Raw genomic sequence first — 24,459 nt, 5'->3', positions numbered from 1 at the left:
TGTTTCACGTGAAACGTGGTACTCCAAGCGGCGATCACTCACCTTTGTGTGGACACTCCGAAGAACCCAACACCCGATGGGGCGCTTGCAACAGGATCAAACCAAAGTAGTCTTCCCTCGCTGCCGTAGACGCTTTTTGGCCCCCCTCCCTGGGCGCGCTCTCTAGCGCCCTTGGGTTGCGTGCCAAGTGACTAGTGCCGCACTGAACTGGTAGCCTGGCCCGCACGAAAGTCTCACCAGCTCTAAAGCGCCCCTTAAGCGGTTCCAATCCGCGGATCCTGCCATATCGCCGTTGTTCACGCCGCAAATCGGATTCCACAACCCTTGGAAGCAATGGTGATAGGAGTCTTCGCTGGACGACTGTGCTGGTCATGACCCACGTGCAACTCCAGAATTTGTCTGCCACACCCTGGCGACAATATCCGATCTCCCCACCATAAACCGTCTTATAGGAGCCACCTACAGACCGAAGTATCATCTGCCAGAGGCACCAGCCTAATGGGCCAAAACCACTACCGCCGTCAGGGTGATGGAGGTTCGCGCGAACAGACCGACCGCTCTTGCCCAGGCGACACGCCCACCCGATTCGCTCCAGCCGTTAGTCCTATCGCCTCTCCGCGGCAGGTGCTTTGCCGCTACGCCAACGCCAGCGCGCCTCCGCAACGGCGCTTGGCAAGTCCTGTAACGGATGGACACCGGCGAGAACAAGATCGTAGGAACTGCCGCACGGAACGGCCGCAGGGACATCAGGCGCGGCATGAACTTCGCGTAGGGCTCCTCACATCGAGGTCAGAGTTTCACGTGAAACGGGGGGACTGGTGAGCTGAAGCGCTGCCCTGACCCAGGACGTCATGCCAGACCACACGCGGGCTGCCTACATGTCGTCTGCAGTCTGGGTCGGAACCACCCATGACAGGCGGGGGAGCAGATCACGCCGAAGCTGGATCAATGCGGGGTGTCCGAACCGATGGGAGGATTTGCCGCAGAGCGTAACGCTCAATAGCGAACCTCTCATCCTGAGCGCAACGGACGGAGGCTACTCGGTGGCTCAACCACGGCCGTCGAACCAGACGCCCCAGTGGCCGGCGTTGTACTCCGCAGTGCCCAAGCCAAGGAGTTCTGGCCAAGGAGCTCTAGGTGCGCGACAAGGCGTCTCAACCTAGCTATCCGAGGAGCCCACCTCGGAACCTAAAGAACGCAGGACGACTTGGTCCGCCACTGTGAGTCGGTCCTCGCAGACGGGAGACACGATTTCGGTGCCGGAATGACACGGACATCCGCGCTCACGGTACGGCCGGACGGTGCCGCCAACAGAAGCATCCAGGAGTTTTCGCCACGTCCACTACGCCCGGAATCCCTGTGCTGGGCGGCTGTGTGAGAGTTATCCCCAGAAGTTATTCACAATGTTATCCACAGGCCCGCCAAGGGGGCGCGGGGTGGAATTCGTCTGCCGATGAGCCAGCGTCGCAGACGACGGCGAGGGGAAGTGGCGGCCGTCAGTTCAAGACATCGGGAGGTGGGTGATTCGACAGTTGCCCCGGGCGTGTCACCACTCATAAAACGCGACGAAATTCTCCTCTATACGGCGATTTAGCCCCCTGCGAAGAAGCCGGGTCGCACTGACCACACCGTTTCACGTGAAACAAAAGTGATGCCGGCAAGGGACCCATCAAAAGGGGGACATTGTTGTACGAAGTCCCCAACTCTCCTCTTGCCAGCAGCCGCCCCCTAAGCTCGCATTATCCACAAAGTTATCCACAGCGATATCCACCGGATAATTCACAGCCAGGCACGGGGTTCTTGCTAAGGGAGGGCGGTGGCGGAAGCGCCGCGGCTGCACAATGTGGGGCTTGTACTAGGGTCCCAGATGAATCCTCCAGCAGCGCAGTATGAGGAGACATCTGCGGGTATCGCCAAGGCGTTACGCTGGCGCAGGCCCAAGGTGCGGAACTACACCGGCGACGGCCCGGTCACAATGATCGCCAGCCCGATCTGCCCCGACAGTCGTCGCTCTGATCGCCACGTATCCAAAATGCCTTGGGGGACTCTAGCCATGTTGCCCCACTAAGCTAGTGAGCCGACCCCACCATCAAACTGTACGGTGAAGGGTCGTGACGTTCGTAGGCGTTGCTGGATAGCGGCAGGAGGCTCCTCTGGGTCGTTGTTCATGTCGCAGGCATGCCGGGACTGGCAACCCGTGAAAGCGAGCCGGGCCAGCCCTGGGGGCGGTCCAGCGAAGCGAAGTGGACCAGCACTGGGGTCGGCCCAACGAAGCGAAGTGGACCAGCACTGGGGTCGGCCCAACGAAGCCGGGCCAGCCCTGGTGCTCGGCCCGCCAAAGCGACTCGGGCCAGCCCTGGTGTTCGGCCCGCCAAAGCGAGTCGGGCCACGCCTGGAGGGACAACGGGACCGCGCCGGCAGACAGCTGGCCAGTAGGGCGGCCTGCTCCCAGGAAATCTGCGGAGGCCATCAATCCGTCCAAGAGGCAGCCGCAGAAGCGAACCGGCGGATGGTCAACGCGGTCTAGACGACTGCCCAGCGAAGATCCAGTGCTCAAGGAGCCGACGCATACTGAGCCGGTCCGAGCTCGTACAAATGGTCATCAGGTTGGCCGCAGTCAATTGTCTGATGCGGCGGGCGGAGCGTCGAGGGTGATGCCGCAAGGGGTGAAATCAGTGAGCGAGCGGGTTCGATTTGTCAGCCTACCCGTCGCCCCGCTGACCGCAATGTCGCCCGCCGCCATATTGGCAACCCAACGCCAAAGAGAGGGGATGCCGGTCCGCTGGAGACGGAGTGACTCCCGATATCCACTTCCCGGCAGCCGTTCGAAACCGGCGGACCCTGGGCGCATGGACACCGGTCACTCCAGTAAATGGGCTGCCAAGACGACCCGTATATCGACTACGGCGGTCTCCTGTCGGCCCGGCATACTTCATTCTCACAGCTGACTCTGTCGATCAGCGTGAGCGACTTATGCTCGGTCACCTTTACCCAGTCACGAAGTATCCCAGATGACTAGCTCTTCTGCCTACCCCTGTGGTGATAGGCAAGCAGGCAGTCACCTAGTGGAGGCGGTCACCTAGCGACTCGGCCCAGCATTTCCATCAAGGGTAGCTAGACCCGAGTCCCACCATGGCGCCATCCGTGGCTCTCCTAAATGCGGTCCCAACTCCCAGACCGTCTCCCAAGGTACCCCACAACCCTCACTGCGGAAGCCGATAGCGCCGGGGGTCAACCGCCGATCGTAGTATCCCGTCCAGAACAACCTGTCTCGTTTCACGTGAAATAGGGACACTACATAACAAGGACCGTCCAACCGTGCCGCAAGAAGGGGAGCGGGAGCAGTTATTCCCACTCGAATCGCCACCCCCGACGGGACTCACGGCGCATTCCGCACCCCGCGCTGCTGCGCCCACACGGACCCACCCTTCGTTCACCTCCGTCGACCGGCGTTTCACGTGAAACAAGTACCGTTCCACCCGGAACTCGCACCGGCTCTCGCGTTCTTTGAAGAGGGAATCTATACCACCAACATCAAACCAGCCCTGTAAAGGGCTCTTCGGGCGAAAACAATCATGTGGGGGCCACCGTACTACGGCAGTGGAACTGCTGGGTGGAACTGCTGGGTCGGCGGATCCTGCGGCTCGACAGTTGAACCTGCGAGCAAAACCCAAGCCGCGATCAAAAACGTACGTAGCGAGACAGGAACAAGAGACTATTGTTTTCGGAAAGCGTTCCAGTCCTCACTGGGGAACGCGTCAACGGCAACCATGAAACCATGACTGGCAGAACATGCGGAATAGTGCGATAGGAGACAGAGGAACAATACCCAATCGGCCTGGCCTCTCCGCCGATAAACAAAAAGCGGGCCTGTTTCACGTGAAACAGGCCCGCAATTGACTCCTAGTCGGGCTAGCTCTCGGCACCAGGAGCCAAGACCTCCATAATACGGTTCAGGTCTTCGACGCTGGCGAATTCGATGCTCACACGTCCCTTACGGACGCCCAGCGAAATCTTGACGTTTGTGTCCAGGCGATCAGACAGAGAAGAAGCCAAATAATCCAGGCGCTCGTGACGTGCACCAGGCCTCGGAATGTTGTTCTTAGCCGGCTTTGCAGGATCCTGATAAAGCGTCACTGCTTCTTCAGTGGCACGAACCGACATGCCTTCCGCCACGATCTTCTGCGCCAGCCGTTCCATGGCTGCAGCGTCCGGAAGAGCGAGCAGTGCGCGGGCGTGGCCGGCAGACAGAACGCTGGCCGCTACCCGGCGTTGGACCAGCGGGGGAAGCTTGAGCAGCCGCAAGGTATTCGACACCTGAGGCCGTGAGCGTCCAATGCGGTCAGCGAGCTGTTCGTGGGTAGTTCCAAAGTCTTCGAGCAGTTGCTGATATGCGGCAGCCTCCTCCAGGGGATTCAGCTGGCTTCGGTGAAGGTTCTCCAGCAGTGCGTCGCGGAGGAGATCATCATCAGTGGTGTCACGCACGATCGCGGGGATTGTTGCCAGGCCAGCTGCCTGTACTGCCCTCCACCGGCGTTCGCCCATTACCAGCTCATACGGTTCTCCACCTTCTTCGGTTGAAGTCCGCACCACAATTGGCTGGAGGACGCCGATTTCTCGCACCGAGTGAATAAGCTCTGCCATGTCGTCCTCATCGAAGACGGAGCGCGGCTGTTTACGGTTGGGATGGATGTCCGTGACAGGGATTTCAGCGAAACGCACGCCGGGGACTTCCACGAGGTCTACACCATTGTCCACACCGGCGATCTCGCCGTCAGCGTGCACGGACTCCGTAGCTCCAGGAGCGCCCGCACGCCCACTGCCGTTGGTCGAGGCCTTTGCAGCAGTCCGGTCAGTCGCGGCAACCTTGGGTGTAGCCGGCTTCTCTGCCCCCTTGCCGGTTGCTTTGCTGGCAACCTTCGCCGTTGAATCCGCGGCCGTCTTCACTGCAGCTGCAGGCTGAGCGTCGGAGCCAAAGGGGGAGGCGGGAGACGGTGCCCCGGTTTCATCGGTATCGACGGAACCGTCGCCTGGAACCACTTTCTTCCGGCCTTCCGGAAAGAAAAGGTCCACCGGCCGAGAAACGGCCGTCCCGGTGCCAGACCCGGTGCCAGCGGCGGAACTTGGAATGAGTGCGCCAAGACCGCGGCCTAAGCCCCGTCGCTTTTCGCTCATGGATAAATCCCTCCAGTGGACGAGCCCGGCATTGCCTGACTCCGGTTGTTGCAGTTCTTGAAGATTCTAGCGCTCAGCGATTTCGGCTGCGGCTTCCAGATAAGACAGGGCTCCGCTGGAGGAAGGATCGTAAGTCATGACGGTCTGCTGGTAGCTGGGTGCCTCCGAGATCCGCACCGAACGGGGGACCACGGCCCCCAGAACCTGATCCGGAAAGTGCTGCCGCACCTCGGCTGCCACCTGTGCCGCCAGGTTGGTGCGGCCGTCGTACATGGTCAGGAGGATAGTAGAGACTTCAAGGTCAGCGTTGAGGTGCTTCTGGATCATCTCGATGTTCTTCAGCAGTTGACTCAGGCCCTCGAGCGCGTAGTACTCGCATTGAATGGGAATCAAGACCTCACCAGCGGCACAGAACGCATTGACGGTGAGGAGGCCCAGACTCGGCGGGCAGTCGATGAAGATATAGTCCAGCCGCTCTTCGCCGTTTTTTTCGCGCACCTTGGAATACACATCGATGGCGCGGCGTAGCCGCTGCTCCCGGGCCACAAGCGAGACGAGCTCAATCTCCGCGCCGGCCAGGTGGATGGTCGCTGGCGCGCAAATCAGGTTACTGATGTCCGGGCACGGAGCCACCACGTCCGCGAGCGGAAAGTCGTTGATCAGGACGTCATAGATGCTGTCCACGTCGGCATGATGCTCGACGCCCAAGGCCGTAGAGGCATTTCCCTGAGGGTCGATATCAATGACCAGGACGTTGAGTCCGGCAGCAGCCAGGGCCGCCGCGATGTTTACTGTGGTGGTGGTCTTGCCGACGCCACCTTTTTGGTTAGAGACCGTAAAGATTCTGGTCTTCTCCGGCTTGGGAAGCTCCCGCCCTAGGAGCCGCTCCCGGCGCTTGGTCTCATGCGCTAGTTCCCGGGCGATCGGGCTTGAGTCATCCATCGTGTCGATAACGTTCGTCCTACCGGATGAGGTTGTTTCACGTGAAACAGCTGACAGTACGGCAGCATCTGAAACCGGATTTGGATGATTGCCGCCACGCCCTGGTACGAGGCCCGCCCCAGTTACTGATCGTGCTGACCCCAAGGACACAAACGGCGGGATCCGTTGTGTGGAGGCTTCGCTACTGGTCACTGGGACACACTCACTCTCGTTCAGCTTCTGCTGCCGTTGTCTAGCCTAACCGCTTACACCTTCGGACCGACGTTAGCGGGCCCTCAGCCCGCAATCTTTTGGGACTTGTCTACAACGATGCGTACCACCGTGGTGGGTTCTTCGAGGAGATCTCCACCGACCGTCCGGACGGATGTCTGAACCCCGCCAAGCCTGCGGATGACCCTGGCCGCCTTCTCTATTTCTTCGTTTGCACTGCGGCCCTTGATGGCAACAACTTCGCCCTTCCCCGCAAGGAGGGGGATGGTGAGGCCGGCGAGGTTGATCAAGGCCGAAACGGCACGGGCAGTCACGACATCAGCGTCTACGAGCCCCACAGCCAGTTCGGCGCGGGTCCTCATGACGGTGACATTGTTTAGTCCCAGATCATCCACGACCTCCTGAAGCCAGATCACGCGGCGCTCCAGGGGTTCGATGAGAGTCAGTTCCAGATCCGGACGTGCGATGGCGAGGCACAGTCCAGGAAGGCCAGCGCCGCTGCCGACGTCTGCAACGTGGCTGCCGTGCCCAATTTCACTTTCAATAACTGCGCAGTTAAGCACATGCCTGCTCCACAGCCGCGGGACTTCGCGCGGGCCGATGAGTCCACGTTCCGTCCCGGACGTCGCCAGGTGCTCAACATAGCGCTTGGCGAGGTCCAAGCGTTCGCCGAAAATCTTCTCGGCCGCCAGCAGTTCAGCTGCCGTGATATCAACCATGATTAGCGGATCAGCATTCTCTAGTCAGCGGATACTACGATGTGTCGTCCGGCGCCTTCGCCCTCGGACTCACTAACCAGACCGAGGTCGGCAACCGCGTCGTGGACAATCTTGCGTTCGTAGGCACTCATCGGCTCAAGGGCAACAGCGTTGCCGCTCGCTTTCACAGACGCGGCCGCATCCTCTGCAATTTGTTGCAGGTGTCCGGCACGCTGCTTGCGGTAGCCATTGATGTCCAACACCAGGCGAGAGCGGTTCTCCGTGGCTGAAAGGACAGAAAGCCGGGTCAATTCCTGCAGAGCCTCCAGCACTTCGCCTTCTTCACCCACGAGGCTGTCAAGGCTGTCCGACCCTTCCTCGGCAACGATGGAGATGTATGTCCGTCCGTTCCGGACTTCGATGTCAATGTCACCATCGATGTCCGCAATATCCAGAAGCTCCTCCAAGTAGTCGGCAGCAACGTCGCCCTCTTCTTCCAGGCGGCTTGCAGCAGATCCTTTAGGGGACGCGGCAGCGTCACTCACGGACTCGTCCTGATCGTCAAGGACCCCGTCTGAAATGGCGTGGTCGGTGCTCTCGGCTGACATTACTTCTTCTTCCTGTTCTTGCGTTGTGGCTGGGTGCGCTGACCCTTGGTCTCTGCAACAGCAGCTGCGGCAGCAGCCTCGGCTTCGACGTCGACCTTCTTACCACCAAGGATAGGCAGGACCGGCAGGCCCTTGGCGGCCCTGCGCTCGGCAAGGGCCTTGGCAGCCGGTGATCCTGGCGTGGGCATGCGTCGGATGACGAAGAACTGCTGGGCCATCGTCCAGAGGTTGGTGGTGGTCCAGTAGATGAGGACACCGATGGGGAAGTTGATGCCGCCCACGCCGAAGACGAGGGGCAGGATGTAGAGCATCATTTTCTGTTGGCGCATGAAGGGGCTGGCCATGGCCTCTTCGGACATGTTCTTGGCCATGATTTGCTTCTGCGTGATGAACTGCGATGCCGTCATGGCAAGGATCATGATGATCGAGAGGATGTTGACGGCCATCTGCCCGCTGCCGCCGCCCCCGTGCAGGAGAGTCGCTGAGAGGGGGGCACCAAAAATGCTGGACTCATCAAACTGCGTGACCTGCTCGTGGCTCATGGCACCGATGCCGGCACCCTGGTCCTTGGCCTGGGAGATGCCCGAGAGGACCTGGAAGAGCGCAAAGAAGAACGGCATCTGGATCAGCATCGGCAGGCAGGCCGAGAACGGGTTGGTCCCGTGCTTCTTGTACATGGCCATCTGTTCCTGCGCCATTGCCTGGCGGGACAACTGGTCAGTCTTGCCCTTGTACTTATCCTGAAGCTTCTTCAGGTCCGGCTGCAGCAACTGCATGCCGCGCTGCGCCTTGATCTGCTTAACGAAAACCGGGATTAGGGCGGCGCGGATGACCAACACCAGCCCGATGATGGACAGCGTCCAGGTCCAGCCGTTGGCGGCAGGAAGGCCAATGGCACTCAGCCCGTCGTGGAATCCGACCATGATGACGGACACCAGCCACTTGAACGGGGCCATGATTGTTCCAAAGAAGTCCATACGATATCCCTATTCGTCAGGCCGCAAGGCGGCCTTCTCCATCAGTCTGAGCAGCCAAGTACTTGTCCGGATTGTTCAGCACAACAATTGTGGGGGTCTGGTTTTCAGGCCATTCCCTGTGCCCGGCGGGGACGTGGTCCACTCCGCCGGCGTTCCATGGATGGCAACGTGCAAGGCGGCGGGCAGCAAGCCAGCTTCCCTTAACGGCACCGTGGACAGTGATCGCTTCAAGGGCATAGGCCGAACATGAAGGAAAGAAGCGGCAGACTTGGCCGTACAAGGGGGAAATCACCTTGCGGTAAGCAAGCAGCAGCAGAATGAGTATGTTCCGGGGCAAGTTCCAGGCAGCCCTGCCCAGGATGAAGGCCACAGGGTAAAGATAACGGACGACGGCGGCTGTCACGTTACGCACGCTGTGTCCCTTCCTGTGTTGTACCGGTTGAACCGTCTACAGCAGCCCGCGGAAGGCGGCTGCCCAACCGGTTCATGGTCGATTCCAATGCAGCGTTGTAATCCGCCAGCAGTTGATCCCAGCTGGCGGATGCGGATGCGGGCAATGCCCGAACCACTATGGCGAACCCCGTACCGTACTCATTCAGCGAGGCGGCACCGGCTTCCCTCAGTCTCCTCTTAACGAGGTTCCTGACCACAGCGTTCCCGACACTCTTGGAAACGATGAACCCGATCCGGCTGGGTTCGTCGGCAGCAATAGCCGCCGCATATAACACTACGTTCCGGCGTCCATTGCGGACACCGGAACGTACAGTTGTTGAAAAATCGGTTGCAGTCCTCAAGCGGTTGCGGGTGGCCAGCACCTTAAACTCGCATAGAAATGTAAACCGACGAGTCAGATCTAGGCCGACAGTTCGGTGCGGCCCTTGCCACGACGGGCTGCCAGGATGGCACGGCCGGCACGGGTACGCATACGAAGGCGGAAGCCGTGCTTCTTGGCTCGACGGCGGTTATTCGGCTGAAAAGTCCGCTTGCTCACGTTAGTTACTCCAGTGGATCAAAGGTGCGCCCACCCGATCAAGGGGAAGAACTGGCCGACGCTAAGTTTTGTATATGCACGCTTCCCCGGCTGCTCGAACGCATTGCGTCTGAGACGTCAAGATGGGGCCAAAAGCGGACACAAAGGACTTCACAACGTTAGGGCAAAATGCACCCCTGAGTCAAACCGGCCGGGGCCGGGATACCTGTCCCCAACTGTGATTAAGCGCCCTTCACAGGCTGTGGATGAACTGCCTCACAGCACCTGTTTTCGAACCACAACCGTGTAATTATCCACAAGCTACTTCCCAGCTATCTTCTAGCGTTTTGATCCCCTAGAGTGGCTCAGTAGCCGATTATCCACGGACTGTGCATAACCCTGTGGATTAAGCTGGGCCAGCATCCTGGTTCCGGACTTGGGGCTGCAGGTAATGCAGGCAAGCAAGTTTTGAGGAACTCTTTGATGACAGTAGACGAAGCCAACCACGCCAATACTGTCGGAAGTTCCTGGCGCCGCGTTGTCACCCTGCTGGAACAGGACGACCGGGTTACGCCCCGGCAGCGGGGTTTCGTCATCCTGGCCCAGGCGCAGGGCCTGATAGGTTCCACCCTCCTGGTGGCCGTGCCCAACGAACTCACCCGCGAAGTCCTTCAGACCCAGGTCAAAGACGCCCTGGACGACGCCCTCCACAACGTATTCTCCGAAGACATCCGGTGCGCCATCGATGTGGATACCGATCTGGTTCCCGTACACGTAGAGCCCGAACTCGTCGTCGAGCCGTCCTTTGCCTCGGATCAGCTCATCGAACAGAAGCCCCAGCCAATGCTGCCGAGCACATCGCACGAATTCGGCAGGCTGAACCCCAAGTACGTCTTTGACACGTTCGTCATCGGCTCTTCCAACCGCTTTGCCCATGCTGCAGCGGTGGCCGTGGCTGAAGCGCCGGCCAAGGCCTACAACCCACTGTTCATTTACGGTGATTCCGGCCTTGGCAAGACGCACCTGCTGCACGCCATCGGCCACTATGCGCGCCGACTCTACAGCGGAATCCGCGTCCGTTACGTGAACTCCGAAGAATTCACCAACGACTTCATCAACTCCATCCGCGACGACGAAGGCGCCAGCTTCAAAACCACGTACAGGAATGTGGATGTGCTGCTGATTGACGACATCCAGTTCCTGGCCGGCAAGGACCGGACGCTGGAGGAGTTCTTCCACACCTTCAATTCGCTCCACAACAACAACAAACAGGTGGTCATCACCTCGGATCAGCCACCCAAACTGCTGGCAGGATTCGAGGACCGGATGAAGTCCCGCTTTGAGTGGGGTCTCCTGACAGACATCCAGCCGCCGGAACTCGAAACCCGCATCGCCATCCTGCGGAAGAAGGCCCTCAGCGAGGGACTGTCGGCACCGGACGACGCCCTCGAGTACATCGCTTCCAAGATCTCCAGCAACATCCGCGAACTCGAAGGGGCCCTCATCCGGGTGACGGCGTTCGCAAGCCTCAACCGGGAGGCTGTCGATGTCGCCCTCGCAGAGATGGTCCTGAAGGACCTCATCACCGACGACGGCGCCCAGGAAATCACGTCGAGCCAGATCCTCACGCAGACAGCTGACTACTTCAAGCTCAGCATGGAGGAACTCTGCAGCAAGTCACGTACCCGGACCCTGGTAACGGCCCGCCAGATCGCCATGTACCTCTGCCGTGAACTGACGGACATGTCTCTCCCGAAGATCGGTCAGGAGCTCGGTGGTCGCGACCACACCACTGTCATCCATGCGGACCGCAAGATCCGCGAGCTGATGGCAGAGCGACGTGTGATCTACAACCAGGTAACCGAGCTCACCAACAGGATCAAACAGCAGCAACGGGATTCCTGATCCCGCGCACTCCTCCCTTATTAACAGGGGGGTGTGGACAACCCTGTGGATACTTAAGGGGACAACCGCGGTTAATGGGCTTAAAACCCTTAAGGCGTCTGTGGACCGGCGAAACCCACCAAAACGTTATCCCCATCCACACCCTGTTTAAAACCTGCGCCACCCACAGTCCATGAACAGGCCTTAACCGCTGGATCCCGCACTGAGATCCAGTTATCCACAGTTTCCACAGCAGTTATTAACACTACTAATCCCAAAAAATTGATTTCCCTCAAACAACAATTTCGATCCGCACTGCCGACCATGCCTGGGCCGGTGCCCGTTGAAGGGCAGGATCCTTACCGAAGATGGGTTAATCCCCGATCTTGCGGCTAAGCTGTCAGCAGCGCTCCCATCCTTGGGTTTCTCTGTGGTTCGGCAGGCACGGACCATGCAGGTTCAGGTTTTTGGGGCAACTACTCTGAGACTCCCTGACGGAGTTTCCAGTTCAGACATGGCAGCAGCAATGAAAGGCGGCACCCCTCCGTGAAGTTCAGAGTCGAACGGGACGTCCTGGCAGAAGCCGTCACCTGGACAGCCCGGTCGTTGTCTCCGCGGCCGCCGGTACCCGTCTTGTCCGGCCTGCTCCTCAAAGCCGAAGCCGGAACTGTCAGCCTTTCAAGCTTTGACTACGAGACGTCCGCACGGCTCGAAATCGCTGCTGACATCACAGACGAGGGCACAATCCTGGTGTCAGGCCGGCTCTTGGCCGACATTTGCCGCAGCCTGCCATCCGCTCCCGTGGATGTGGAAACCGAAGGCAACAAAGTCACGCTTACCTGCCGCCGCAGCAGTTTCCACCTCGCCACCATGCCCGAGGCAGAGTACCCGCCCCTTCCTGCTTTGCCGACTATCAGCGGCACCGTCCCGGGGGATGCCTTCGCCCAGGCTGTTTCCCAGGTGATCATCGCCGCCAGCAAGGACGACACGCTTCCCATCCTCACCGGCGTCCGGATGGAAATCGAAGATGACCTCATCACTCTCCTGGCCACCGACCGCTACAGGCTCGCCATGCGCGAAGTGCCGTGGAAACCAGTCACTCCCGGCATTTCCACCAGCGCCCTGGTCAAGGCGAAAACCCTGAACGAGGTCGCCAAGACGCTGGGCAACAGTGGAAACATCAATCTGGCCCTTGCTGATGACGACAGCCGACTCATAGGCTTCGAAAGCGGCGGGCGCACCACGACGTCGCTGCTGGTTGACGGTGACTATCCCAAGATCCGCTCGCTCTTCCCTGATTCCACACCGATCCACGCCACCGTGCAGACGCAGGAATTGGTAGAGGCAGTCCGCCGCGTGTCACTTGTGGCCGAACGCAACACCCCTGTCCGCCTGGCTTTCACCGAAGGCCAGCTGCACCTGGACGCCGGAACCGGAGAAGATGCACAAGCCTCCGAAGAGCTGGAAGCACAGCTTTCGGGCGACGACATCACCGTGGCCTTCAACCCGCATTACCTGGTCGAGGGACTCAGCGTGATCGAAACCAAGTACGTCAGGTTCTCGTTTACCACCGCACCCAAGCCGGCCATGATCACTGCCCAGGTGGACGCCGACGGCGAGGACCAGGACGACTACCGCTACCTTGTGATGCCTGTCCGGCTCCCCAACTAGGTAGCAATAACTGTCGTTGTCGGACACCAAACGACAGTTACTGCGACCTAGCCGCGTCCGCTTCCAACACCACCACTGTCAGCGCAGAAAAGAGTTTCCACCGTGCATATCGGACTGATCGGCCTTGGAAAAATGGGTTTCAACATGCGCGAACGCCTGCGCAAGGGAGGAATCGACGTCACCGGTTTCGACAGGAACCCCGATGTCACTGATGTGGAATCGGTGGATGAACTCATTGCGGCGGTGCCCGCACCACGCTTAATCTGGGTAATGGTCCCTTCCGGCGGAATCACTGATGCGGTCATCGCGGAACTCGGGGACAAGCTCGACACCGGCGACTTAGTTATCGACGGCGGGAACTCGCGCTTCACGGAAGACCAGAAGCACGGCGCGTTGCTGGCCGAAAAGGGTATCCGGTTCGCTGACTGCGGCGTGTCCGGGGGCGTCTGGGGACTCCAGAACGGCTACGGACTAATGGCCGGCGGCGACGCTGCCGACATCGAACGAGCCCTGCCGGTCTTTGACGCCCTCCGACCCGAGGGGGAACGGGCGGACAGCTTCGTCCACGTGGGCGGCATAGGGGCCGGGCACTACGCCAAAATGGTTCATAACGGCATCGAATACGGGCTGATGCAAGCCTACGCAGAAGGCTACGAACTTCTCGCGGCCAAAGACATCGTTACCGATCTGCCGGGAACGTTCCGGGCCTGGCAGAAAGGTACAGTGGTTCGTTCCTGGCTACTGGACCTTATGGTCAAGGCACTGGATGAGGATCCGGGCCTGCAGAGCATCGATGATTATGTCGAGGATTCCGGTGAGGGACGCTGGACTGTTGAGGAGGCCATCGCCAACGCTGTTCCCGCCCCCGCCATCACGGCCGCCCTCTTTGCCCGTTTTTCATCCCGGGAAGACAACTCCCCGGCCATGAAGATGGTTTCAGCACTGCGCCACCAGTTCGGTGGGCATGCCACCCGTCCCGCCAAGTAATAGCCAGCCCGGAACCTGTGGGTTCCGAGAATTCTGAAGACAGCGTGTACCTAGAACACCTTTCGCTGACTGACTTCCGCAGTTATGCCCAGGTTGAGCTCGCCCTGGAACCCGGTGTGACAGTGCTGGTCGGTTCCAACGGCATCGGCAAGACGAACCTGATGGAGGCCATCGGGTATCTGGCCACGCTCAGTTCCCACCGGGTCAGTTCAGACGGTCCGCTGCTGCGTTTCGGAATGGACCGTGCCCTGGTCCGGGCCCGTTTGGTCCGGGGCGGACAGACCACGGTCCTTGAGCTGGAGATCAACGCCAGCCGGGCCAACCGCGGCCGCATCAACCGTAGCAATCCGGTGCGTGCACGCGACCTCCTGGGAATCTGCCAGACGGTGCTTTTCGCGCCCGAGGACCTCGCCCTCGTCAAGGGAGACCCCTCTAACCGCCGCCGTTTCCTTGATGAACTGCTGGTGAGCCTGGTTCCCCGGCACTCCGCGACACGCAGTGATTATGACCGTGTCCTTAAACAGCGCAATGCCTTGCTGAAGTCGGCCCGGGCCGGAAAATTTACTCCCGGACATGAGGCCACCCTGGATGTCTGGGACCAGCACATGGCCCGGGCCGGTGCCCAGCTTCTCCACGCTCGGCTGGAACTCGTGGAACGCCTGCGACCCCACTTGGCAAAGGCATACGAGCAGCTGACCGATAAATCCAAACAGGCAGGCGCCGTTTACAGGTCCACCCTCCAGAACCTGGTGGACGATGACGACGGCGCCCCGGCTTTCCGTGCCGGCGGCGGAACTGATGGGGAGAGCGCTACCCCGCCCGAAGACCTTCGGCAGCTTTCTGTCGACGACCTCACCGAACGCTATGTTGTGGCATTCCGGGCGTCCCGCCGCAAGGAGCTGGAACGCGGAATTTCACTAGTGGGGCCACACCGGGACGAACTGGAGCTGGTTCTTGGCGAGGCCCCCGCCAAGGGTTATGCCTCGCACGGCGAAACCTGGTCCATGTGCCTCTCGCTCCGCCTGGCCTCCTACTACGTGATGCTCGATGATGCGCGGACCGGCGGGTCCGCCCCGATCCTCATCCTCGACGACGTTTTTGCCGAGCTGGATGTCCAGCGGCGGCGTAAACTGGCGGCAATAGTCTCCGGCGCGGAACAGGTCCTGGTGACCGCCGCCGTCGACGCCGATATTCCGGAAGAGCTTTCCGGCCGGCGGGTGAAGGTTATCCCGGGAGGAATCGATGGGTAGGGACGACGGAAACCATGGCGGCCTGCAGCCCGGCCGTGATCCGGATGACATCGATGCGCCGCAGGCGGCACTGAACAGAATGCGCGAGGCAGCAGCTGCCCGCGGCGAGATCCGCCGCGCCGCCCCCAGGGCAGGCAGCGCCTCAAAGGCCAAGCGTGGAATGAAGGACACCCGCGGCTTCAGCCAGTTCCATTCGACCGGACGTGATCCCTTGGGACTGGGCAAGGTGGTGGGACGGCTGGTTGCCGAACGTGGCTGGACCTCGCCGGTGGCGGTGGGATCCGTGATGGCCGAATGGGCCACTTTGGTGGGGCCGGAGATCTCCGCCCACTGCACCCCCGAAAGCTTCACCGACACCACGCTCCACGTTCGCTGCGATTCAACGGCCTGGGCGACCCAGCTGCGGCTCCTGAGCATCAGCCTGTTGGAGAAGTTCCGGACCGAACTGGGCGATGGTGTTGTCACCAGCATCCAGGTGCTTGGACCGTCGGCACCCAGCTGGCGCAAGGGTGGCCGCAGCGTGAATGGCCGCGGCCCACGCGATACCTACGGATAGGCGGGGTCCTCGACTCTTGAATATTCGTCCGGCGGCGTGTAGAGCGCTGGAACGCCCAGGGGGCGTATAGGAACCCAAAGACGGGACCGTTGGGGCGCCCTAGGCGGGATCAATGGCCTCACACGGGCACATTGGAGCCCGGCGTGGGCCCAGGAATGCGGGTTTAAGTCCAGATTCACGGTAGAATCACATCAGATAACTGGGCGCCGGTGAAACGTTGACTGAGTCCGTTTTCCGCACGCTAACAGCCAAGCGGATTGCGGTTCCGCACGTCGACCAAGTAGCCAGCGCCATCAGTTTGTGCCTGTTGGCGGGTACCTTCCCTCTGATGAACCGTGGGGATGGGACCGGCCGGCCACCATCGAAACAGAGGAGTCGACAGCGCCTGTGGCTAACGACAATATAGATATCCAGGCAGTGGAACCCGCAGTTGAGGATGCCCTTTCACCTGACACCCCGGCTGAAACTGTGACACCGCGCGAATACGGCGCCAGCGACATTACCGTGCTGGAGGGCCTCGAAGCTGTTCGTAAACGCCCCGGCATGTACATCGGTTCCACCGGCCTGCGCGGACTCCATCACCTGGTGTATGAAGTGGTGGACAACTCTGTTGATGAGGCGCTGGCCGGATACTGCACGCACATCGAAGTGGTTCTCCAGGCCGACGGCGGCGTCAAGGTGGTTGATGACGGACGCGGCATCCCGGTGGACATGCATCCCACTGAGCACAAGCCAACGGTTGAAGTAGTGATGACCATCCTGCATGCCGGCGGAAAGTTCGGCGGCGGCGGCTATGCGGTTTCAGGCGGCCTGCATGGCGTGGGCATTTCCGTGGTCAACGCCCTGTCCAGCCGCGTCGATACAGAGGTCCGGCGCCAGGGTTACGTCTGGCGCATGTCCTTTGCGGACGGCGGAAAGCCTCAGGGCGGATTGGTCCGGGGTGACGAGACAGACAGCACCGGTACCACGCAGACGTTCTACCCGGACGCCGGAATCTTCGAATCCACTGAATTCGACTTTGAGACCCTCCGTGCGCGCTTCCAGCAGATGGCGTTCCTCAACAAGGGCCTGCGCATCACGCTGACGGACGAGCGCACCTCCACGGAGGACACTGACGACGATCTTGACCTTGATGCCGTGGTTACCGAAGGTGAAGTCACCGCGGAACACCGAACAGTGGTTTACCAGTACGACGACGGCCTACTGGACTACGTTAAGCATCTGAACTCCGGCAAGAAGGTTGACGTGGTCCACGAGGACGTCATCGCCTTTGAAACCGAGGACAAGGAACGCCACATCGCAGTGGAAATGGCCATGCAGTGGACCAGCGCGTACTCCGAAAGCGTCCACACCTACGCCAACACCATCAATACCCACGAGGGAGGAACCCACGAAGAGGGTTTCCGTGCCGCGATGACTTCCCTCATCAACCGCTACGCGCGGGAGAAGAGCATCATCAAGGAAAAGGACGATAACCTCACCGGTGATGACATCAGGGAAGGCCTGACCGCCGTTATTTCGGTCAAGCTCGCCGAACCCCAGTTTGAGGGCCAGACCAAGACCAAACTGGGCAACTCGGAGGTCAAGGGCTTTGTCCAGCGTGTGGTTACCGACCAGCTGGGTGACTGGCTGGAGCGGAACCCGGGACCGGCGCGCGATGTCATCCGCAAGGCGATTTCTGCTGCCCAAGCGCGCATGGCGGCCCGGAAGGCCCGCGACAACGCCCGGCGCAAGAGCCCCCTGGAATCTTTCGGCATGCCCGGCAAACTGTCTGACTGCTCCTCGAAAGATCCCGCCAAGTGCGAGGTGTACCTGGTGGAGGGCGACTCCGCAGGCGGCTCGGCCAAGCGCGGCCGCAACCCCGAAACTCAGGCCATCCTGCCGCTCCGCGGCAAGATCCTGAATGTGGAGCGGGCACGGTTGGACAAGGCCCTCGGCAACGCCGAGGTCCAGTCCATGATCACCGCCTTCGGTACGGGAATCGGCGAGGACTTCGATCTGGCCAAGCTCCGGTATCACAAGATTGTGCTGATGGCCGATGCAGACGTTGACGGCCAGCACATCACCACGCTCCTCATGACCCTCCTGTTCCGTTATATGAGGCCGCTCATCGAGAACGGGTACGTATACCTGGCGCAGCCCCCGCTGTACCGGATCAAGTGGTCCAACGCTCCGCATGACTATGTCTTCAGTGATAAGCAGCGTGACGCAAAACTCCTGTCCGGTCAGGCAGCCGGGCGCCGCATCCCTAAGGACAACGGGATCCAGCGTTACAAGGGCCTAGGCGAGATGGACTACACGGAACTGTGGGACACCACCATGGATCCGGACCACCGGACGCTCCTGCAGGTCACCATGGATGATGCCCTGGCTGCAGACCAGATCTTCTCCGTGCTCATGGGGGAAGACGTGGAATCGCGCCGGAACTTCATTCAGCAGAACGCCAAGGACGTCAGGTTCCTGGATATCTAAGGCTCAAGGCCTTGCTGATATCCCGCACCCGACATATACCTGAAACGGAAAATATAAACTATGAGTGACGAAATACCCGAGAACCCAGCGGAACCCGTTGGTCTTCCCGAGGACGTTCTTGAAGGCGACCTGCTGGTCGACCGCGTGGAGCAGGTGGACCTGCAGACCGAAATGCAGCGCTCCTACCTCGACTACGCCATGGCCGTCATTGTCGGCCGCGCCCTCCCTGATGTGCGCGATGGCCTGAAGCCAGTGCACCGCCGGGTACTCTACGCCATGTTCGACGGCGGCTACCGGCCGGACCGCTCGTTCAACAAGTGCGCCCGTGTGGTGGGCGAAGTCATGGGCCAGTACCACCCCCACGGTGATACCGCGATCTATGACGCCCTGGTCCGCCTGATCCAGGACTGGACCATGCGCTACCCGCTCGCCCTTGGCCAAGGGAACTTCGGCTCGCCCGGCAACGACGGCGCGGCTGCCCCGCGGTACACCGAAACCAAGATGGCGCCCCTTGCGATGGAAATGGTCCGGGACATCGACGAGGAAACCGTCGACTTCCAGGACAACTACGACGGCAAGAACCAGGAACCCACCATCCTGCCGGCCCGGTTCCCCAACCTGCTGGTCAACGGCTCGTCCGGCATCGCCGTCGGCATGGCCACCAACATCCCGCCGCACAACCTCCGCGAAGTTGCCGATGGCGTCCAGTGGTACCTGGCCAACCCCACGGCCAGCCGCGAGGAACTGCTGGAAGAACTGCTGCTCCGCATCAAGGGACCCGATTTTCCCACCGGAGCCACCATCCTTGGCCACAAGGGGATTGAGGACGCGTACCGGACGGGGCGCGGCTCCGTCACCCAGCGCGCCGTGGTCAATGTGGAGGAACTCCAGGGCCGGACGTGCCTGGTTGTCACTGAACTTCCCTACCAGGCAAACCCGGACAACCTTGCTATCAAGATTGCCGAGCTGGTCAAGGACGCCAAGATCCAGGGCATCGCTGACCTTCGGGATGAAACATCGGGCCGTACTGGCCAGCGCCTGGTGATTGTGCTGAAGCGCGACGCGGTGGCCAAGGTGGTGCTGAACAACCTCTACAAGCACACCGAGCTGCAGAGCAACTTCTCCGCCAACATGCTGGCCATCGTCGACGGGGTTCCCCGCACGCTGAGCCTGGACGCGTTCATTCGTCACTGGGTGACGCACCAGATGGACGTTATTGCCCGGCGGACCCGTTACCGCCTGCGCAAGGCAGAAGAAGAGGCGCACATCCTGCGTGCCCTCCTCAAAGCGCTGGACATGCTGGATGAGGTCATCGCGCTTATCCGTGCGTCGAACACCACAGAGGCCGCGCGCGACGGGTTGATGCAGCTCCTGGACATCGACGAACTGCAGGCCCGGGCGATCCTGGACATGCAGCTGCGCCGCCTCGCCGCGCTGGAACGGCAGAAGATCCAGGACCGGCATGCCGAGCTGGAGGCCCTGATCGCCGAGTACAACTCCATCCTTGCTTCCGAGGAGCGCCAGCGCGAGATCATTAGCAACGAGCTGGCGGAGATCGTGGCCAAGCACGGTGATGACCGCCGCACCAAGATTCTGATGGGCTTCGACGGTGACATGTCCATGGAGGACCTGATCCCGGAAGAGGAAATGGTTGTCACCATCACCCGTGGCGGCTATGTCAAGCGCACGAGGAGCGACAACTACCGCTCACAGCAGCGCGGCGGCAAGGGCATCAAGGGTGCTCAGCTGCGTGGAGACGACGTGGTTGAGCACTTCTTCGTGACTACTACCCATCACTGGCTGCTGTTCTTCACCAACCTGGGCAGAGTGTATCGCGCTAAGGCCTACGAGCTGGTGGAAGCCGGGCGGGACGCAAAGGGCCAGCATGTGGCCAACCTGATGGCATTCCAGCCCGACGAACACATCGCCCAGGTTCTGGACCTGAAGGACTACCAGCACTCGCCTTATCTGGTGCTCGCCACCAAGCGGGGCCTGGTGAAAAAGACCCGTCTGGAGGACTACGACACCAACCGCTCCGCCGGGGTGATTGCCATCAACCTCCGGGACGAGGACGAGCTGGTGTCCGCGCAGCTGGTTTCCGAGACGGACGACCTTCTCTTGGTGTCCCGCAAGGGCCAGTCCATCCGCTTCACGGCCACTGATGACGCGCTGCGGCCCATGGGACGGGCCACCTCCGGAGTCACCGGCATGAAGTTCCGCGAGGACGATGAACTGCTGGCGGCCAACGTGGTCACCGACGGATCATTCGTATTCATCGTGACCGAGGGCGGCTACGCCAAGCGCACCGCGGTGGAAGAGTACCGGCTGCAAGGCCGCGGCGGCCTCGGAATCAAGGTCGCCAAGCTGGCCGAAGAGCGTGGGGACCTCGTAGGTGCCCTGATCGTCCAGGAAGAGGATGAGGTTCTGGTGGTCATGGAAGGCGGCAAGGTTGTCCGTTCGTCGGTGGCAGGCGTCCCCGCAAAGGGCCGCGACACCATGGGTGTCATCTTCGCTAAACCGGACAAGAATGACCGGATCATCGAGGTGGCGCGGAACAGCGAACGCGGGCTCGAGGGCGATGAAATCCTGGAGGATGACGTAACGTTGGCTGAAGAGGCCGGATCCCCCGAGGGGTCCGCAGGGTCAGAGGCAGTGGCAGAAACAGCACCGGCCGTTGAGTCAGAGGACGCCTCCGGCGACGCTGAGCCGAATGAAGACTACACCGGAGGTAACGAGTGAGTAATCCCGACTCATATCCCAAGCAGGGCAGCAATGCTCCCGGCGCTACGCGTGAACCCGCGGCCGCTCCCCGGGTGAACGCCCCTGTTCGTCCCCAGCAGCGACCAGCCGTGCCGGCACAAGGCCAGCGGCCGACCCAAAGCCAGCCAGGACAGGGCCAGAGACCAGGCGCTCCCGGTCAGCGGCCCGCCCAGGGTGCTCCCGGACTGATCAAGCCGGCACCCAAGGCGAAGGTCAGGCGTGCACGGCTGCTCGTCAGCAAGGTCGATCCGTGGTCAGTCCTGAAGATGGCTTTCCTCCTCTCCGTTGCGCTGGGAATCGTGACGGTGGTGGCCGCCATCGTGCTTTGGACCGTCCTGGACCTCACTGGCATTTTCGATCAGGTGGACAGCCTTCTGGGAACCCTGGCAGGTTCCGAAGGCGGCGGTTTCGAGCTGAAGAAGGTCGCCTCCCTGGGACAGGTGGCCTCCTTTGCCACCATCATCGCCGTAGTGAACGTGGTTCTGCTGACGGCACTGTCCATGCTGTCCGCTGTGCTGTACAACATCTCGGCAACGCTCGTAGGCGGCATTGGCGTCACCCTCACGGACGACTAAGATCCCGTCACTTTCCGGAGATTTTCCGGTCAAATGCCTCGATTTGAGATCGGGCCGGGATGTACTGTAAAGTCGTATCTCGGCCCGATGAGGCATCGGGGCGTATAGCTCAGGCGGTTAGAGCGCTTCGCTGATAACGAAGAGGTCCCAGGTTCAAGTCCTGGTACGCCCACGGAACCTGTGCAGGTTCATGGAGGTTCGGTTTACGCAAGTAGGCAGAGCCGGAACGGGGTGCATGTGAAGAAGTTGCTGGTACTTGCAGCTGCGATCGCAGGCGTCCTGCTTTACAAGAAAGCACAGGAATCCGAGGCCCGGAAAACGGTCTGGAGCAAGTCAACCGACACGGTTCACTAGGCCGGACTCCCGGACCTGGAGCTGGCAAGAGGCTTCCTGGTTCTAGGGTATGATTGACGGGTTACTTCTTATGGGGGCATGGCGCAATTGGTAGCGCACCTGCTTTGCAAGCAGGTGGTTCGGGGTTCGAGTCCCCGTGCCTCCACCATAAGAAAGGCCCTGATCTGCGGAAACGCACGATCAGGGCCTTTTGTTTTACTGGTGGCGTTTGCTTGATACGCCTATAAACTGTGATGAGCATCTGGTTCAGTGACAGGTGGACGGGCAGCAAGCATGCCCAAGCCTTCATTCCGTGTCCCTAGTGCTCCTCAACCTCGCTGAGGGCCAGTGACATCGAGGCCGTAGCCGGTGCCATTTGGTTAGTCGGCATTGTTGATGCATGGCATGTCCACCAAGAACAGGCCGAGAGTAGCTGAATGCAGTGTGACCTAGTCTTTTGCTCTGGCACGAAGAATGCGGCGTCTTATGGCATATAAGCCTTGGCTGATCGTGTGGCTGTAAAGCCATGAGAAAGCAACTGATTGCGGCAGCGGGAGCGGCCACGTTTCTGCTGGCCGGTTGCGCAGCCCCGCAGTTCCGTGATCTGTTGCCCTCGCAGACAGTGAGTGTAACCCCGGGAGCTGCGCCCACGTCCAGTGATGGCACGCAGGCTGCACAATTGCTGAACTGGGGGCCGGTTACGAAGGGCGACGAGTTCAACTACACCGGGGCACCTGACCCGGCAAAGTGGAGCGTCTACGACTCGGTTGGGCATGCTGGCAACGGGCTGCGGGTGCCAACGGTGTGGAATGCTGACGGCGCGGTCATGCGCGTATCCGGCGATGCTAATGGAAGCACTGGAGGCATGGGCGCAAAGTTCGATGTGGGCACCGTATACAACCGTGTGGAGACACGTATGCGGACCGGTGTGCGCGACCAGGAGTACCACCCTGTGTTGATCGTCTGGCCTGACGGCGGCTGGACCTCAACATCATGCCCGGAGATTGACTATGCGGAGGGCGGTGCTGATACAACACTGATGCAGACGTTCCTGCACTGGCCCAACACTTGTGCGGGCCAGTCCACAGAGTCCAGGGTGCTTGATACAACGCAGTGGCATAATTATGCGGTTGAATGGACGGCGGCGGGCGTCAAGACGTACATCGACGGGGTGCTGCTGTTTGCGGACACCAATGCCGCGCATATCCCTACCGGGCCGATGCACCAAACGATCCAGTTGGACTGGTTCCCTGGTGACAGCGCGGCGACCAATCCACAGCCGTCATGGATGGAAGTTGACTGGACCAGGGAGTACGGGCCTGCCAGCTAAAAGCGCGGCCAATAAGACGCTTGGCCGCACCTAAAGCAACACGTCTCTGTCCGGGACTTTTTGTTTTGGTGTGACCCTCTGATGAACCGGACCAGTAGGGTTGGACCGTGAACTTCTTGGTGGCAGCGCTCGGCGTTCTGGGTGTTGCCTCGTCCGGGCCTCTGATCGCCGCTACCCTCGGCGCCACCACGGTGGGTCCGCTGGCTATAGCCTTCTGGCGCAATGCCATCGGGGCAGCCGTGATGGCATCCCCCACCCTGATCCGCGGACCGCGGCAATTTGGCCGGACCACCCGCCGCGAGTTCCGCTGGTCCCTGCTGGCCGCCGTCGCCCTTGCCCTGCACTTCGCGTGCTTCATCACCTCCCTGCAGCTCACCTCCGTTGCGGCTGCTACGGCACTGGTTTGCCTTCAGTCCGGGTGGATTGCCGTTTTCCAGCTCCTCCGCGGCACGAGGCACCGGTGGCAGGTGCTGGCGGGCCTGGGCATGGCCTTTGGCGGCGTTGTGGCTATCACGGGCTTCGATATGGGTTCCTCCTCCGGTGCGCTGATGGGAGACCTGCTGGCGGTGGCCGGCGGGGCTTTGGCCGGCGTCTACACCCTGGCAGGAGGCAGGGCCCGGCAAAGCATGTCCCTGGGGATGTACACCACGCTCTGCTATGGGATGTGTACGGCCCTGGTGGCTCTGCTGGCCCTCTTCAGTGGCCAGCCACTGGTAGGGTTCGACGCCGCTGGGTGGCTGGGCATCGCGGCCGTCACCATATGTGCCCAGCTGGTGGGCCATACGGCGTTCAATCACCTGCTGGCCACCATGAGTCCGCTGCTGGTGTCGATGATCATCCTGCTGGAAATTCCAGGGGCAGCCCTCCTCGCCGCCCTGTTCCTGCACGAAACACTTCCGGCCGGTACGTACGCGGGATTGGCGCTCATCCTGGCTGGACTCGCCGTCGTAGTAATGGGCCAGAAGTCTGGCATTGCCGGACGCCGCGGCGCCGCGCAGCACAACTATGACGGCGAACCGCCGTCGAACAGGCCTGTCGCCGAACTTGGAACGGACTGACCC

The 24,459-nt window shown here is 60.9% G+C and carries 19 protein-coding genes and 2 tRNA genes; 13 read left to right on the top strand and 8 right to left on the bottom strand.

Going from position 1 to position 24,459, the window contains the following annotated elements; all coding sequences use genetic code 11:
- Positions 1 to 3,912: 3,912 nt before the first annotated feature.
- The 8 genes from J7E83_RS15345 to rpmH form a co-directional block, all read right to left on the bottom strand.
- Positions 3,913 to 5,175: a ParB/RepB/Spo0J family partition protein gene (locus J7E83_RS15345; RefSeq protein WP_214963788.1), complete on the bottom strand. Its 1,263-nt coding sequence runs from the start codon at positions 5,173 to 5,175 to the stop codon at positions 3,913 to 3,915.
- Between the two features lie 66 nt (positions 5,176 to 5,241).
- On the bottom strand, positions 5,242 to 6,309 hold the full coding sequence (locus J7E83_RS15340; RefSeq protein ID WP_311379700.1) for a ParA family protein: 1,068 nt from the start codon (positions 6,307 to 6,309) through the stop codon (positions 5,242 to 5,244).
- A gap of 83 nt (positions 6,310 to 6,392) precedes the next feature.
- On the bottom strand, positions 6,393 to 7,046 hold the full coding sequence (gene rsmG / locus J7E83_RS15335; RefSeq protein WP_214963785.1) for a 16S rRNA (guanine(527)-N(7))-methyltransferase RsmG: 654 nt from the start codon (positions 7,044 to 7,046) through the stop codon (positions 6,393 to 6,395).
- Between the two features lie 20 nt (positions 7,047 to 7,066).
- The gene (locus J7E83_RS15330; RefSeq protein ID WP_214963783.1) at positions 7,067 to 7,633 is read right to left on the bottom strand and encodes a R3H domain-containing nucleic acid-binding protein; all 567 of its coding nucleotides are present in this window, start codon (positions 7,631 to 7,633) and stop codon (positions 7,067 to 7,069) included.
- Positions 7,633 to 8,610 carry a membrane protein insertase YidC gene (yidC, locus tag J7E83_RS15325; protein ID WP_214963781.1) on the bottom strand — a complete coding sequence of 326 codons (978 nt, stop codon included), beginning with the start codon at positions 8,608 to 8,610 and terminating at the stop codon, positions 7,633 to 7,635. The genes J7E83_RS15330 and yidC overlap by 1 nt, the downstream gene beginning before the upstream one ends.
- A gap of 16 nt (positions 8,611 to 8,626) precedes the next feature.
- Positions 8,627 to 9,022 carry a membrane protein insertion efficiency factor YidD gene (gene yidD, locus J7E83_RS15320; RefSeq protein WP_214963779.1) on the bottom strand — a complete coding sequence of 132 codons (396 nt, stop codon included), beginning with the start codon at positions 9,020 to 9,022 and terminating at the stop codon, positions 8,627 to 8,629.
- Positions 9,015 to 9,425 carry a ribonuclease P protein component gene (rnpA, locus tag J7E83_RS15315; RefSeq protein WP_214963777.1) on the bottom strand — a complete coding sequence of 137 codons (411 nt, stop codon included), beginning with the start codon at positions 9,423 to 9,425 and terminating at the stop codon, positions 9,015 to 9,017. Before rnpA ends, yidD begins: the two co-directional genes overlap by 8 nt.
- 38 nt (positions 9,426 to 9,463) lie before the next feature.
- The gene (gene rpmH, locus J7E83_RS15310; protein ID WP_003800212.1) at positions 9,464 to 9,601 is read right to left on the bottom strand and encodes a 50S ribosomal protein L34; all 138 of its coding nucleotides are present in this window, start codon (positions 9,599 to 9,601) and stop codon (positions 9,464 to 9,466) included.
- 462 nt (positions 9,602 to 10,063) lie between these two features.
- Between rpmH and dnaA the strand changes: the two genes are divergently transcribed.
- The 13 genes from dnaA (at position 10,064) to J7E83_RS15245 (ending at position 24,456) form a co-directional block, all read left to right on the top strand.
- Complete coding sequence (gene dnaA, locus J7E83_RS15305) at positions 10,064 to 11,485, top strand: chromosomal replication initiator protein DnaA (protein ID WP_214963775.1); 1,422 nt, start codon at positions 10,064 to 10,066, stop codon at positions 11,483 to 11,485.
- Positions 11,486 to 12,010: 525 nt separating this feature from the next.
- Positions 12,011 to 13,135, top strand: a complete 1,125-nt coding sequence (dnaN, locus tag J7E83_RS15300) for a DNA polymerase III subunit beta (RefSeq protein ID WP_214963773.1) — start codon at positions 12,011 to 12,013, stop codon at positions 13,133 to 13,135.
- 102 nt (positions 13,136 to 13,237) lie between these two features.
- Complete coding sequence (gene gnd, locus J7E83_RS15295; RefSeq protein ID WP_214963770.1) at positions 13,238 to 14,122, top strand: phosphogluconate dehydrogenase (NAD(+)-dependent, decarboxylating); 885 nt, start codon at positions 13,238 to 13,240, stop codon at positions 14,120 to 14,122.
- A 44-nt stretch (positions 14,123 to 14,166) separates the two neighbouring features.
- On the top strand, positions 14,167 to 15,372 hold the full coding sequence (recF, locus tag J7E83_RS15290) for a DNA replication/repair protein RecF (RefSeq protein WP_214963767.1): 1,206 nt from the start codon (positions 14,167 to 14,169) through the stop codon (positions 15,370 to 15,372).
- The gene (locus J7E83_RS15285) at positions 15,365 to 15,928 is read left to right on the top strand and encodes a DUF721 domain-containing protein (protein WP_214963764.1); all 564 of its coding nucleotides are present in this window, start codon (positions 15,365 to 15,367) and stop codon (positions 15,926 to 15,928) included. The genes recF and J7E83_RS15285 overlap by 8 nt, the downstream gene beginning before the upstream one ends.
- 387 nt (positions 15,929 to 16,315) lie before the next feature.
- Positions 16,316 to 18,400: a DNA topoisomerase (ATP-hydrolyzing) subunit B gene (gene gyrB, locus J7E83_RS15280; RefSeq protein WP_214963761.1), complete on the top strand. Its 2,085-nt coding sequence runs from the start codon at positions 16,316 to 16,318 to the stop codon at positions 18,398 to 18,400.
- A gap of 60 nt (positions 18,401 to 18,460) precedes the next feature.
- On the top strand, positions 18,461 to 21,139 hold the full coding sequence (gene gyrA / locus J7E83_RS15275; protein ID WP_214963757.1) for a DNA gyrase subunit A: 2,679 nt from the start codon (positions 18,461 to 18,463) through the stop codon (positions 21,137 to 21,139).
- Positions 21,136 to 21,735, top strand: coding sequence for a DUF3566 domain-containing protein (locus tag J7E83_RS15270; RefSeq protein WP_214963754.1), 600 nt, complete (start codon positions 21,136 to 21,138; stop codon positions 21,733 to 21,735). The genes gyrA and J7E83_RS15270 overlap by 4 nt, the downstream gene beginning before the upstream one ends.
- Before the next feature lie 98 nt (positions 21,736 to 21,833).
- A tRNA-Ile gene (locus J7E83_RS15265) sits at positions 21,834 to 21,907 on the top strand.
- Between the two features lie 8 nt (positions 21,908 to 21,915).
- Positions 21,916 to 22,089 carry a DLW-39 family protein gene (locus J7E83_RS21535; protein WP_311379699.1) on the top strand — a complete coding sequence of 58 codons (174 nt, stop codon included), beginning with the start codon at positions 21,916 to 21,918 and terminating at the stop codon, positions 22,087 to 22,089.
- A gap of 72 nt (positions 22,090 to 22,161) precedes the next feature.
- Positions 22,162 to 22,237, top strand: a tRNA-Ala gene (locus tag J7E83_RS15255).
- Between the two features lie 357 nt (positions 22,238 to 22,594).
- Complete coding sequence (locus J7E83_RS15250; RefSeq protein ID WP_214963747.1) at positions 22,595 to 23,398, top strand: glycoside hydrolase family 16 protein; 804 nt, start codon at positions 22,595 to 22,597, stop codon at positions 23,396 to 23,398.
- 107 nt (positions 23,399 to 23,505) lie between these two features.
- A complete protein-coding gene (locus J7E83_RS15245; protein WP_214963744.1) occupies positions 23,506 to 24,456 on the top strand; it encodes a DMT family transporter in 951 nt (316 codons plus the stop codon).
- Positions 24,457 to 24,459 lie beyond the last annotated feature (3 nt).

This window comes from Arthrobacter sp. ISL-48 (assembly GCF_018613805.1).
Lineage (GTDB): Bacteria > Actinomycetota > Actinomycetes > Actinomycetales > Micrococcaceae > Arthrobacter.
The sequence above is the reverse complement of the archived record's forward strand: the minus strand, read 5'-3'. Positions and strand labels throughout refer to the sequence as shown.

Excerpts from the sequence above, each read along its gene's own strand:
- J7E83_RS15330 (WP_214963783.1), bottom strand. The coding sequence starts at position 7,633 with ATGTCAGCCGAGAGCACCGACCACGCCATTTCAGACGGGGTCCTTGAC.
- J7E83_RS15250 (WP_214963747.1), top strand. The coding sequence starts at position 22,595 with ATGAGAAAGCAACTGATTGCGGCAGCGGGAGCGGCCACGTTTCTGCTG.
- yidC (WP_214963781.1), bottom strand. The coding sequence starts at position 8,610 with ATGGACTTCTTTGGAACAATCATGGCCCCGTTCAAGTGGCTGGTGTCC.
- J7E83_RS15345 (WP_214963788.1), bottom strand. The coding sequence starts at position 5,175 with ATGAGCGAAAAGCGACGGGGCTTAGGCCGCGGTCTTGGCGCACTCATT.
- rsmG (WP_214963785.1), bottom strand. The coding sequence starts at position 7,046 with ATGGTTGATATCACGGCAGCTGAACTGCTGGCGGCCGAGAAGATTTTC.
- gyrA (WP_214963757.1), top strand. The coding sequence starts at position 18,461 with ATGAGTGACGAAATACCCGAGAACCCAGCGGAACCCGTTGGTCTTCCC.
- dnaA (WP_214963775.1), top strand. The coding sequence starts at position 10,064 with ATGACAGTAGACGAAGCCAACCACGCCAATACTGTCGGAAGTTCCTGG.
- J7E83_RS15285 (WP_214963764.1), top strand. The coding sequence starts at position 15,365 with ATGGGTAGGGACGACGGAAACCATGGCGGCCTGCAGCCCGGCCGTGAT.